The following is a 12,787-nucleotide window of genomic DNA, read 5'->3' as shown; positions in this document are numbered from 1 at the left end:
GTTTCTGATACCAGCATTCCGAGGTTCGAATCCTCGTACCCCAGCCATTTTCAAAAAGTCGTTCACTTTTGTGGACGCACCCGTTGGGGTATCGCCAAGCGGTAAGGCTCTGGTTTCTGATACCAGCATTCCGAGGTTCGAATCCTCGTACCCCAGCCATTTTCAAAAGCTCGCTTCGGCGAGCTTTTTTTGTTTTTGTCCCTTTAAATCCCCGGGGTCACTGCGTTCGCCCGGGCTACCACTTCAAGGTCGCCCGAGCCAGCAAACTATAACCCCAGCGCGTACTTCAGCGCCTGACGCTTCAACACGCCCGCGCGCTGCGCCGCCATCAGCCCCACATTACGTAACACACGCAGCGGGCCGAGATCGTTACTAAAACCGGCGTAAAACAGATCCATCCCACTTTGCATCAGCAGGTTATCTACTCGACGGCGCGCCTGGTAGCGCTCAAGCACCGGTAGGCTAGACCAGTTTTCGCCGATGCCGCGCGCGTTAGCCAACACATCCAGCAGCGCATCGACGTCGCGATAGCCAAGGTTTACCCCCTGCCCCGCTAACGGATGAATGGTGTGCGCGGCATCGCCAATCAGCGCCAATCCCGGCTGCACATACTGCTGCGCATGGCGGCGAGTCAGCGGAAATGCCCCGGCAGCAACCGGAGTGATGGTTCCTAAACGCTCCGGAAAATGACGCGTGATTTCCCGCTGAAGCTGCGGCATCGGCAGCGACTGTAGCTGACGGATCCGCGCCGGGGTGTCGTACCACACCAACGATGCCCAGTGATCAAACAGCGGTAAGAAAGCGCGCGGCCCGGTTGGCGTAAACTGTTGCCAGGTGCTGTCACCCGGTTCATTGTCGCACCGTACGGTAATCAGCATGCAGGACTGCGGATACTGCCAGCCGTTGGTGCCAATTCCCGCCTGCTGACGCACCTGCGAAAGCGCACCGTCAGCGCCCACCACCAGGCGAGCCGCAACCTGACGGTCATCATCAAGCTGTAAAACATGGCTATCGCCCTCGGCCCGCATCTCATCAAGCGACGTACCGTGCAGCAGCGCCACCTGCGGATGCGTCTCCAGCGCTTGCCACAACGCCAGTTGCAGCACATTGTTCTCCACCATATAGCCAAGATTGGGCAGCTTCAGCTCGCTGGCATCAAAAACAACGTGCGCGGTTTGCCACTCCCAGGTCTCCAGTCGACGCCAGGGATGCGCACGCATCGCCAGCACGGCGTCCCAGACACCGAGGCTACGTAACAGCTGCACCGAAGAGGCGCTGATGGCCGAAATTCGGACATCAGGCTGCGAGTTCGGGTCAAAGTCTGGCGGCAGACTCTTTTCCAGCACCGCCACGGAAAAACCCTGCTGCGCCAACCCTAACGCCAGCGCGCCACCGACCATCCCGCCGCCAACCACCGCAACGTCTTTATGTAGAATTGTCATTATTTATTATCCTTAAAGCCGAATACCTTCAGTTTACCGGACTTTTGCCCTTTGAGGCCAATAACCGTCAAGCTGGTCACAACCGCACCAAAGCATTACAATACGCGCCCTGCAATGTGGGCTATTCATAATTGAGCAAGAGCAAGTCGATGACAAAAAAACTCCATATTAAAACCTGGGGCTGTCAGATGAACGAATACGATTCATCAAAGATGGCCGATCTGCTGGATGCCACTCATGGGTATCAACTGACTGAAAACGCAGCAGAAGCCGACGTCCTGCTGCTGAATACCTGCTCAATCCGTGAGAAAGCCCAGGAGAAAGTCTTCCACCTTTTAGGCCGCTGGAAATTACTTAAAGCAAAAAATCCTAAGCTGATTATTGGTGTGGGCGGCTGCGTCGCCTCACAGGAAGGCAAACTTATCCGCCAACGTGCACACTACGTGGATATCGTTTTTGGCCCGCAGACCCTTCACCGCCTGCCAGAAATGATCGATGCCGTGCGTAATAACCGCCGCCCGGTGGTGGACGTCAGCTTCCCGGAAATCGAGAAGTTTGACCGCCTGCCAGAGCCGCGCGCCGACGGCCCGACCGCGTTTGTCTCGATCATGGAAGGCTGCAATAAGTACTGCACCTACTGCGTGGTGCCGTACACCCGTGGTGAAGAGGTCAGCCGTCCGTGCGACGATATTCTGTTTGAGATTGCCCAACTGGCCGCTCAGGGCGTGCGCGAAGTCAACCTGCTTGGGCAGAACGTTAACGCCTGGCGCGGTGAAAACTTCGACGGTACCACCGGCAGTTTTGCCGAACTGCTGCGTCTGGTGGCGGCAATTGACGGCATCGACCGTATCCGTTTCACCACCAGCCACCCGATCGAATTTACCGACGATATTATCGAAGTCTACCGCGATACGCCGGAGCTGGTGAGCTTCCTGCATCTGCCGATTCAGAGCGGCGCTGACCGCGTGCTGAACATGATGGGGCGTACCCATACGGCGCTGGAATACAAATCCACCATCCGTAAGCTGCGCGAAGCGCGCCCGGATATTCAGATAAGCTCTGACTTTATCGTCGGCTTCCCGGGCGAAACCGACCAGGACTTCGAGCAGACCATGAAGCTGATTGGCGACGTGAACTTTGACGTCAGCTTTAGCTTTATCTTCTCCGCGCGTCCGGGTACGCCAGCGGCCGATATGGTCGACGACGTGCCGGAAGAGGTGAAAAAACAGCGGCTCTATATTCTGCAGGAACGTATCAACCAGCAGGCGATGGCCTGGAGCCGTCGTATGCTCGGCACCGTGCAGCGCATTCTGGTAGAAGGCACTTCCCGTAAGAGCATTATGGAGCTGACCGGGCGCACCGAGAACAACCGTGTGGTCAACTTTGAAGGTACGCCGGACATGGTCGGTAAATTCGTCGATGTGGAGATCGTTGATGTCTACACCAACTCACTGCGCGGCAAACTGGTGCGCACCGAGGACGAAATGGGCCTGCGTATCGTTGAATCACCGGAGTCGGTGATTGCGCGTACTCGCAAAGAGAGCGAGGCGGGCGTCGGGATTTATCAGCCATAATCTCCCTGGCCCGTCTCCCCTGACGGGCCTTGTATTTCCTGCCGTCACCCCCATATTTATTGCAATGCTTGCGCCTTTTTACTGCGGCGTGAATAATTCCTTTATCAGCCGGTCACGTCTTACTACCGGCAACTCATGCATAAGAGGAACAGTTTGAACATAGACACTCGCGAAATTACCCTGGAGCCAGCCGACAATGCCCGTCTGCTGAGCCTGTGTGGCCCGTTTGATGACAATATCAAACAGCTGGAGCGACGACTGGGCATCGAGATCAACCGCCGCGATAACCATTTCAAACTGACGGGACGCGCTATCTGCGTGACCGCCGCTGCCGACATCCTGCGCAGCCTGTACGTTGATACCGCGCCGATGCGCGGCCAGCTTCAGGATATTGAGCCGGAACAGATTCACCTGGCGATTAAAGAAGCGCGCGTGCTGGAACAGAGCGCGGAGAGCGTGCCGGATTACGGCAAAGCCATCAATATCAAAACCAAACGCGGGGTGATTAAACCGCGTACGCCGAACCAGGCGCAGTATATCGCCCATATTCTCGACCACGACATCACCTTCGGCGTGGGCCCTGCCGGTACGGGTAAAACCTACCTTGCCGTCGCCGCCGCCGTTGATGCGCTGGAGCGTCAGGAGATTCGTCGTATTCTGCTCACCCGTCCTGCGGTGGAAGCAGGCGAGAAACTCGGCTTCCTGCCGGGGGATTTAAGCCAGAAGGTTGACCCGTATCTGCGCCCGCTGTACGACGCACTGTTCGAGATGCTGGGCTTCGAGAAAGTCGAGAAGCTGATGGAGCGTAACGTCATCGAAGTTGCGCCGCTGGCCTACATGCGCGGCCGTACGCTGAACGATGCCTTTATCATCCTTGATGAGAGCCAGAACACCACCATCGAACAGATGAAAATGTTCCTGACCCGTATCGGCTTCAACTCCAAGGCGGTGATTACCGGCGACGTCACCCAGATTGACCTGCCGCGCAGCACCAAATCCGGCCTGCGCCACGCTATTGAAGTGCTGGCTGAAGTCGATGAAATTAGCTTTAACTTCTTCCACAGCGAAGACGTGGTGCGCCACCCGGTGGTTGCCCGCATCGTTAACGCCTATGAGGCGTGGGAAGAAGCCGATCAAAAACGTAAAGCCGAGCAGGCCGCGGAACGTAAACGCGAAGCTCAGGCGCAGGAGCAGAAATGAGTCAGGTGATCCTCGATCTCCAGTTGGCCTGTGAAAATAACACCGGTCTGCCAGAAGAAAGTCAGTTTCAGACATGGCTGGATGCCGTCATCCCGCAGTTTCAGGAAGAATCAGAAGTCACGATTCGCCTGGTGGATGAGGCCGAAAGCCACGAACTGAACCTCACCTACCGCGGCAAGGATAAGCCAACCAACGTGCTGTCATTCCCGTTTGAAGCACCGCCGGGAATGGAAATGCCGCTGCTGGGCGATTTGATCATCTGCCGTCAGGTCGTTGAGCAGGAAGCCGTTGAGCAAGGCAAGCCGCTGGAAGCCCACTGGGCGCATATGGTGGTGCACGGTAGCCTGCATCTGCTGGGCTATGACCATATCGAAGATGAGGAAGCGGAAGAGATGGAAAGCCTTGAGACAGAGATAATGCTTGCTCTGGGCTATGAGGATCCGTACATTTCCGAGAAAGAATAAACGGTAGGGCTTCGGCCCTACCTTTATAGACTTGAAGTACGACGAGTATACATGCCGTCCGGCGCTGACTTTACGCGTGACGAGCGACAGTTAAATCAACATGAGAACCCAAACGACGCCATGAGCGACGACAATTCACACAGTAGTGACACAGTAAACAGCAAAAAGGGATTCTTCTCCCTCTTACTCAGCCAGCTTTTCCACGGTGAACCGAAAAACCGTGACGATCTCCTGGCGCTGATCCGTGATTCCGGGCAGAACGAGCTTATCGATGAAGATACGCGCGATATGCTTGAAGGGGTAATGGATATCGCAGACCAACGTGTCCGCGACATCATGATCCCGCGCTCCCAAATGATTACCCTGAAACGCAACCAGACCCTGGACGAATGTCTTGATGTGATCATCGAGTCCGCCCACTCGCGCTTCCCGGTGATCAGTGAGGATAAAGATCACATCGAAGGGATCCTGATGGCCAAAGATCTGCTGCCGTTTATGCGCAGCGACTCCGAAGCCTTCAGCATGGATAAAGTGTTACGCACCGCGGTTGTCGTGCCGGAAAGCAAACGGGTTGACCGTATGCTGAAGGAGTTCCGCTCCCAGCGCTACCATATGGCCATCGTTATCGATGAGTTTGGCGGCGTGTCGGGTCTGGTGACGATTGAAGACATTCTCGAACTGATTGTCGGCGAAATTGAAGATGAGTATGACGAAGAGGACGATATCGACTTCCGTCAGCTCAGCCGCCACACCTGGACGGTACGCGCGCTGGCCTCTATTGAGGACTTCAACGACGCGTTCAGCACCCACTTTAGCGATGACGAAGTCGACACCATTGGCGGTCTGGTGATGCAGGCCTTTGGCCACCTGCCTGCCCGTGGGGAAACTATCGACATCGATGGTTACCAGTTTAAGGTCGCTATGGCGGACAGCCGTCGTATTATTCAGGTTCACGTTAAAATCCCGGACGATTCCCCACAACCGAAACTGGATGAATAACCTTCATGGCATTTGCCTCACTGCTTGAACGCCAGCGCATTCGTCTGCTGCTGGCGCTACTTTTCGGAGCCAGCGGTACGCTGGCTTTTTCTCCCTATGACTTCTGGCCAGCGGCGATTGTTTCGCTGATTGGGCTGCAGGCGCTGACGCTTAACCGTCGTCCCGTGCAGGCCGCCGCCATTGGTTATTTCTGGGGCTTTGGCCTGTTTGGTACCGGCATTAATTGGGTCTACGTCAGCATCGCGCAGTTTGGCGGTATGCCGGGCCCGGTCAACGTCTTCCTCGTGGTACTGCTGGCCGCCTATCTCTCACTCTATACCGGCCTGTTTGCCGGCATTCTGTCGCGCCTGTGGCCGAAAACCAACTGGGTCCGCGTCGCTGTTGCCGCGCCGGTTGTCTGGCAAATCACCGAGTTCCTGCGCGGCTGGGTGCTGACCGGCTTCCCGTGGCTGCAGTTTGGCTACAGCCAGATTGACGGCCCGCTGAAAGGGCTGGCGCCGCTGATGGGCGTTGAGGCCATCAACTTCCTGCTGATGGCAGTAAGCGGCCTGTTAGTGCTGGCATTGGTGACCCGCAACTGGCGTCCGCTGGTGGTGGGCGTCGTGCTCTTCGCCCTGCCGTTCCCGCTGCGCTATATCCAGTGGTATACCCTGCAAACCGACAAAACCACCCAGGTTTCACTGGTACAAGGTAATATTCCGCAGGCCATGAAGTGGGATGAAGGCCAGCTGATTAATACGCTGAAAATCTACCTTGATGCCACCGAACAGGTCATGGGTAAATCGCAGCTGATTATCTGGCCAGAGTCGGCAATTCCGGATCTGGAAATCAACCAGCAGCGCTTCCTGAGCATGATGGATGATTTACTGCGCGCCAAAGACAGCACGCTTATTACCGGTATTGTCGACCAGCGACTCAACAAGCAGAACCGCTACGACACTTACAACACCATCATCACGCTGGGTAAAGACAGCCCGTACAGCTACGAGTCGACCAACCGTTACAACAAAAATCACCTGGTGCCATTTGGTGAGTTTGTGCCGCTGGAATCGATTCTGCGCCCGCTAGCGCCGTTCTTTGACCTGCCGATGTCGTCATTCAGCCGTGGGCCGTACGTCCAGCCGCAGCTGCAGGCGCATAATCTGAAGCTGACTGCCGCTATCTGCTACGAGATTATTCTCGGCCAGCAGGTGCGCGACAACTTCCGCCCGGACACCAACTTCCTGCTGACTATCTCTAACGACGCGTGGTTTGGTAAGTCTATCGGCCCGTGGCAGCACTTCCAGATGGCACGTATGCGCGCGCTGGAGCTGGCGCGTCCATTGCTGCGTAGCACCAACAACGGCATTACCGCCGTGATTGGCCCGCGTGGTGAAATTCAGGCGATGATCCCGCAGTTCACGCGTCAGGTACTGACCACCAAAGTGACGCCAACCACCGGGTTAACGCCGTATGCACGTACCGGCGACTGGACCGTGTGGCTGATTACCGCGCTGTTTGGTTTTGGTGCGCTGGTGATGAGCCTGCGTCAGCGTCGCAAGTAAAACACCGCACTAGTGAATGTAGGCCGGATAAGGCGGTACGCCGCCATCCGGCAACCGTCCGTATGACGCCTGATGGCGCGGGGCTTATCAGGCCTACACGATTTCCCCACCCACTACCTTCCCTCACCAAGCCATTCTGGCACGCCAATTGCTTAATATAATCAAGAGGCTGCACACCACCGACTGGCGCAACTGAGTTGCACCACAACAACACATCGGTAGCACCAAAATCGTGCAAACTGCGATTTTTGCCTCAAATCGGTGCGGCGCGCTTCGCAAAAATAAACAATAAGACAGCAAAATCTTTACATTAAGCCAAACTAAATGCTAACAAACACACATAACGCTGCACGCTAAAGACGCAGCGAGAACAACACAACAATCACAATGGGTATCAATGCATCTTTGCCGATGCAGAGGATAAAGGAGTTGGATATGCAATTACGTAAACTGGCCGCCGCCATGCTGGTCATGGGTGTGACCGCTGGCCTGGCGCATGCAGAAGACGCACAGCCTGCCGCCGATGCCGCGCAGCAATCGACGCTGGATAAAATTGCTAAAAACGGCGTTATCGTCGTTGGCCACCGCGAATCATCCGTGCCGTTCTCCTACTACGACAACCAGCAGAAAGTGGTCGGTTACTCTCAGGACTACTCCAACGCCATCGTTGACGCTATCAAGAAAAAGCTCAACAACCCGAAACTGGACGTGAAGCTGATTCCAATCACTTCCCAGAACCGTATTCCACTGCTGCAAAACGGCACCTTCGACTTTGAGTGTGGCTCTACCACCAACAACGTCGAACGCCAGAAACAGGCGGCGTTCTCCGACACCATTTTCGTGGTCGGTACGCGTCTGCTGGTGAAAAAAGGCGGCCCGATTAAAGACTTCCCGGATCTGAAAGACAAAGCGGTGGTCGTCACCTCCGGTACCACCTCTGAAATTCTGCTGCACAAGCTGAACGACGAGCAAAAAATGAATATGCGCATCATCAGCGCCAAAGACCACGGTGACTCCTTCCGTACGCTGGAAAGCGGTCGTGCGGTAGCGTTTATGATGGATGATGCCCTGCTGGCAGGTGAACGTGCGAAAGCCAAGAAACCAGATAACTGGGAGATCGTCGGCAAGCCGCAGTCTCAGGAAGCTTACGGCTGTATGCTGCGTAAAAACGACCCGGACTTCAAAAAGCTGATGGATGACACCATTGCTCAGGCGCAGACCTCAGGCGAAGCAGCGAAATGGTTTGATAAGTGGTTCAAAAATCCAATTCCACCGAAAAACCTGAACATGAACTTTGAGCTGTCAGAAGAGATGAAAACGCTGTTCAAAACGCCAAACGACAAAGCACTTAACTAATTAAAAAAATGGGGCGGATAAATCTGCCCTCTCGATTGTAGTTCAGCACGGACAGACTATACGTCAGGTGGTCGTTCCCCACCTGGCCTGAATACCGCAAAACGCTGTTCAACAATCTTCGAGGGTAGCAGGTCGTACTGCTACCCTTTTTTTTCTGGAGTTCATTATGTCAATAGACTGGAACTGGGGTATCTTTTTACAACAGGCCCCCTTCGGCAACACCACCTATCTCGGCTGGCTGTGGAGCGGCTTTCAGGTCACCGTCGCACTCTCGATTACCGCCTGGATTATCGCTTTCCTCGTCGGATCGCTGTTCGGTATCCTGCGTACCGTTCCAAACCGCTTTTTGTCCTCGCTCGGCACCTGCTACGTCGAGCTATTCCGTAACGTCCCGCTGATTGTTCAGTTCTTTACCTGGTATCTCGTGGTGCCGGAATTACTGCCGGAAAACCTCGGCATGTGGTTTAAGTCGGAGCTGGATCCAAACATTCAGTTCTTCCTCTCTTCAATGATCTGTCTGGGTCTGTTTACCGCCGCCCGCGTCTGCGAGCAGGTGCGCGCCGCCATTCAGTCGCTGCCGCGCGGGCAGAAGAACGCCGGTCTGGCGATGGGGCTGACGCTACAGCAAACCTACCGCTACGTGCTGCTGCCGAACGCTTATCGCGTTATCGTGCCGCCGATGACCTCCGAGATGATGAACCTGGTGAAGAACTCGGCCATCGCCTCCACGATTGGTCTGGTCGATATGGCCGCGCAGGCGGGCAAGCTGCTGGATTACTCCGCGCACGCCTGGGAATCCTTTACGGCGATCACCCTCGCCTACGTCTTCATTAACGCCGTGATTATGCTGGTGATGGCGCTGGTGGAACGCAAAATCCGCCTGCCAGGCAATCTGGGAGGTAAATAATGTACGATTTTGACTGGAGTTCGATTGTTCCGTCGATGCCTTACCTGCTGGCAGGTCTGGTTATCACCCTCAAAATTACCGTTACGGCGATTATCATCGGTATCGTCTGGGGTACGCTGCTGGCGGTGATGCGCCTGTCGGCGTTTAAACCCGTCGCCTGGTTTGCTAAAGCCTACGTCAATATCTTCCGCTCCGTGCCGCTGGTGATGGTGCTGCTGTGGTTCTACCTGATTGTGCCTGGCTTCCTGCAAAACGTGCTCGGGCTGTCGCCAAAAAGCGATATCCGCCTGATCTCAGCGATGGTGGCGTTCTCGATGTTTGAAGCCGCCTACTACTCCGAGATTATCCGTGCGGGTATTCAGAGCATCTCGCGCGGGCAGTCCAGCGCCGCACTGGCGCTGGGGATGACCCACTGGCAGTCAATGAAGCTCATCATTTTGCCGCAGGCCTTCCGCGCCATGGTGCCGCTGCTGTTAACCCAGGGGATTGTCCTGTTCCAGGATACCTCACTGGTGTACGTCCTGAGCCTGGCGGATTTCTTCCGCACCGCCTCCACGATTGGTGAGCGTGACGGGACTCAGGTAGAAATGATTCTGTTTGCTGGTTTTGTCTATTTTGTGATTAGCCTTAGCGCCTCGCTGCTGGTCAGCTACTTGAAGAAAAGGACCGTATAATGATTACCCTGAAAAACGTCTCTAAATGGTATGGTCACTTTCAGGTGCTGACCGATTGCTCCACGGAAGTGAAAAAAGGCGAAGTGGTGGTGGTGTGCGGGCCGTCCGGCTCCGGCAAATCCACGCTGATTAAAACCGTTAACGGCCTTGAGCCGGTACAGCAGGGCGAAATCCTGGTCAACGGCACTAAGGTCAACGACAAAAAAACCGATCTCGCGAAGCTGCGTTCTCACGTCGGCATGGTGTTCCAGCACTTCGAGCTGTTCCCGCACCTGTCGATCATCGAGAACCTGACGTTGGCGCAAGTTAAAGTGCTCAAGCGCGATAAAGCCGCGGCCCGCGACAAAGGCTTAAAGCTGCTTGAGCGCGTAGGGCTTTCCGCGCACGCCAACAAGTTCCCGGCGCAGCTCTCCGGCGGCCAGCAACAGCGTGTGGCAATCGCCCGTGCGCTCTGCATGGATCCGGTCGCAATGCTGTTTGATGAACCAACATCAGCGCTCGATCCTGAGATGATCAACGAAGTGCTGGACGTGATGGTCGAGCTGGCCCATGAAGGGATGACCATGATGGTGGTGACTCACGAAATGGGCTTTGCGCGCAAAGTGGCCAACAGAGTTATCTTTATGGATGAGGGCAAGATCGTTGAAGATGCCGACAAAGAGGCCTTCTTCGCGAACCCGAAATCTGACCGCGCAAAAGATTTCCTCGCCAAAATTCTGCACTAACCTCTCCCTCATGTCGCCCGGCCGAGCAAAGCGACGCCGGGTCGGGCACTGAGCTATCCCGGCGTCGCTTTGCTCGGCCGGGCTACCCTTTTGCGCGCTGCGTCACGCTTTGGTGTCTCTATTCTCGTCCCTTCTTCATTCAAGCTTTACTCTTGTCACAAAATAATGCTGACAAGGAACCGCTATGGCACTGCCAATTATTCTTGATTGCGACCCGGGTCATGATGACGCGATCGCTATTGTTCTCGCCCTCGCCTCCCCAGAGTTGGAGGTGAAAGCCATCACCTCTTCCGCCGGCAACCAAACGCCGGACAAAACCCTGCGTAACGTGCTGCGCATGTTGACGCTGCTCCAGCGCCCGGATATTCCGGTCGCCCGCGGCGCGGTGAAGCCGCTGATGCGCGAGCTGATTATTGCCGACAACGTACACGGCGAGAGCGGGCTTGATGGCCCGGCGCTACCGGAGCCGTCCTTTGCGCCGCAGCCGTGCACTGCCGTTGAGCTGATGGCCAAAACCCTGCGTGAAAGTCCGCAGCCGGTCACGGTTGTCTCTACTGGTCCGCAAACCAACGTCGCGCTGCTGCTCAACGGCCACCCGGAACTGCACGAGAAAATCGCTCGTATCGTTATCATGGGTGGCGCGATGACGCTCGGTAACTGGACGCCCGCCGCCGAGTTCAACATCTTCGTTGACCCGGAAGCAGCGGAAATCGTCTTCCAGTCGGGAATTCCGGTCGTCATGGCAGGGCTTGATGTGACGCATAAAGCCCAGATTCACGCCGCCGATACCGAGCGTTTCCGCGCGATTGGCAACCCGATTTCAACCATTGTTGCCGAGCTGCTCGACTTCTTTATGGAGTACCACAAGGACGAAAAATGGGGCTTTGTTGGCGCACCGTTGCATGACCCATGCACCATTGCCTGGTTGTTGAAGCCGGAGATCTTCACTACCGTTGAGCGCTGGGTTGGCGTGGAGACTCAGGGGAAATACACGCAGGGTATGACGGTGGTGGATTACTACTTCCTGACTGGGAATAAACCAAATGCGACGGTCATGGTCGATGTGGACCGTGAGGCATTTGTTGATCTGTTGGCTGAGCGGTTAGCGTTTTACCATTGAGCAGGTCCCGGCGGCGCTTCGCTTGGCCGGGCTACATGTCGCTTGTAGCTCTGCCAAGCGAAGGCCACCGGGAATACCCATTACGGCTCGAACGGCCGACGCTGGAACTGGTCATGCCCGCACTTCGGGCAGCGCGGCAGTACGTCTGGCGTATACACTGCCAGATGATAGTGGCACTTCTCGCAGACCAGGTTTCCTAGCCCCACGACTTCCCCACTGTGATAAACCCCGTGATGGTTCAGATCCTGGAACACCTCGCGCCACTCCAGCTGCGTTTTGTCGGTGATATCCACCAGCTCCTGCCAGATACTCTCCTTAATCACCCGCAGGAACACGCTGTCGGAATCATCTTCCTGACTTTCGCTGTAGCTCATCGCAAACTCTTCGAGGTCACGACGAACGGCGCGCAGCAGTTCATCCATTTCAGTACGCGTTAACTCGCTGGTTTGTGCGACCTTCGCCCGCGCCTGTGCGACCAGGGCGTCGATATCGCGTTCACCATTGCGCAGACGCTCCGTTAGCGAGCCCACCAATTCACGGTAAATTTGAGCAACCTTGTTCATTGTTTCCTCTCCCAGCCAGTTAACCTCTTATAATAATAGCCGTTATTTGATTTCTGCTTTGCCAGCTTCACCACAGAGTTGATAAATGACGCTCGGAGCTTTTCGCCGCCTTAACGTGCGAAAGGCTGTTTTGACGTGAACGTTTGGGCTATGCTATGCGGATCTGAAATACCACATCTATAGGCTACATCTGTAGCTGTATTGAAAACAGGATCACTG

At 55.6% G+C, this 12,787-nt stretch carries 12 protein-coding genes and 1 tRNA gene; 11 read left to right on the top strand and 2 right to left on the bottom strand.

Features of this window, described 5'->3' with window-relative positions:
- Positions 1-84 precede the first annotated feature (84 nt).
- Positions 85-159, top strand: a tRNA-Gln gene (locus tag V6944_RS13540).
- Between the two features lie 107 nt (positions 160-266).
- Here the strand turns inward: V6944_RS13540 and ubiF are convergent.
- Positions 267-1,442, bottom strand: coding sequence for a 3-demethoxyubiquinol 3-hydroxylase (gene ubiF / locus V6944_RS13535; protein ID WP_333499338.1), 1,176 nt, complete (start codon positions 1,440-1,442; stop codon positions 267-269).
- Positions 1,443-1,591: 149 nt separating this feature from the next.
- On the opposite strand from ubiF, the gene miaB reads away from it, so the two are divergent.
- The 10 genes from miaB to rihA all read left to right on the top strand — a co-directional run bounded on the left by miaB (position 1,592) and on the right by rihA (position 12,005).
- Positions 1,592-3,016 carry a tRNA (N6-isopentenyl adenosine(37)-C2)-methylthiotransferase MiaB gene (gene miaB, locus V6944_RS13530; RefSeq protein WP_333499337.1) on the top strand — a complete coding sequence of 475 codons (1,425 nt, stop codon included), beginning with the start codon at positions 1,592-1,594 and terminating at the stop codon, positions 3,014-3,016.
- A 153-nt stretch (positions 3,017-3,169) separates the two neighbouring features.
- Positions 3,170-4,216, top strand: a complete 1,047-nt coding sequence (locus V6944_RS13525) for a PhoH family protein (protein WP_185669817.1) — start codon at positions 3,170-3,172, stop codon at positions 4,214-4,216.
- Positions 4,213-4,680, top strand: a complete 468-nt coding sequence (ybeY, locus tag V6944_RS13520) for an rRNA maturation RNase YbeY (protein WP_035894311.1) — start codon at positions 4,213-4,215, stop codon at positions 4,678-4,680. Before V6944_RS13525 ends, ybeY begins: the two co-directional genes overlap by 4 nt.
- 120 nt (positions 4,681-4,800) lie before the next feature.
- Positions 4,801-5,679 (top strand): CNNM family magnesium/cobalt transport protein CorC, encoded by an 879-nt coding sequence (gene corC, locus V6944_RS13515; protein WP_035894346.1) that lies wholly within the window; start codon positions 4,801-4,803, stop codon positions 5,677-5,679.
- A gap of 5 nt (positions 5,680-5,684) precedes the next feature.
- Entirely contained in the window at positions 5,685-7,223 is a 1,539-nt protein-coding gene (lnt, locus tag V6944_RS13510; RefSeq protein ID WP_333499336.1) for an apolipoprotein N-acyltransferase, read from the top strand.
- Positions 7,224-7,658: 435 nt separating this feature from the next.
- Positions 7,659-8,579 (top strand): amino acid ABC transporter substrate-binding protein, encoded by a 921-nt coding sequence (locus tag V6944_RS13505; RefSeq protein ID WP_185669820.1) that lies wholly within the window; start codon positions 7,659-7,661, stop codon positions 8,577-8,579.
- A gap of 166 nt (positions 8,580-8,745) precedes the next feature.
- A complete protein-coding gene (locus tag V6944_RS13500; protein WP_333499335.1) occupies positions 8,746-9,486 on the top strand; it encodes an amino acid ABC transporter permease in 741 nt (246 codons plus the stop codon).
- Positions 9,486-10,160, top strand: coding sequence for a glutamate/aspartate ABC transporter permease GltK (gene gltK, locus V6944_RS13495; RefSeq protein WP_185669821.1), 675 nt, complete (start codon positions 9,486-9,488; stop codon positions 10,158-10,160). The genes V6944_RS13500 and gltK overlap by 1 nt, the downstream gene beginning before the upstream one ends.
- Positions 10,160-10,885, top strand: coding sequence for an amino acid ABC transporter ATP-binding protein (locus V6944_RS13490; protein WP_333499334.1), 726 nt, complete (start codon positions 10,160-10,162; stop codon positions 10,883-10,885). Before gltK ends, V6944_RS13490 begins: the two co-directional genes overlap by 1 nt.
- Before the next feature lie 184 nt (positions 10,886-11,069).
- A complete protein-coding gene (rihA, locus tag V6944_RS13485) occupies positions 11,070-12,005 on the top strand; it encodes a pyrimidine-specific ribonucleoside hydrolase RihA (protein ID WP_333499333.1) in 936 nt (311 codons plus the stop codon).
- 80 nt (positions 12,006-12,085) lie between these two features.
- Here the strand turns inward: rihA and V6944_RS13480 are convergent, their stop codons facing one another.
- Positions 12,086-12,568: a zinc ribbon-containing protein gene (locus V6944_RS13480; protein WP_333499332.1), complete on the bottom strand. Its 483-nt coding sequence runs from the start codon at positions 12,566-12,568 to the stop codon at positions 12,086-12,088.
- Between the last annotated feature and the right edge of the window lie 219 nt (positions 12,569-12,787).

It is taken from the genome of Kluyvera sp. CHPC 1.2972 (assembly GCF_036759925.1).
GTDB lineage: Bacteria > Pseudomonadota > Gammaproteobacteria > Enterobacterales > Enterobacteriaceae > Kluyvera.
Note: the sequence above shows the minus strand (reverse complement) of the source record. Positions and strands in the feature narration are given on the sequence as shown.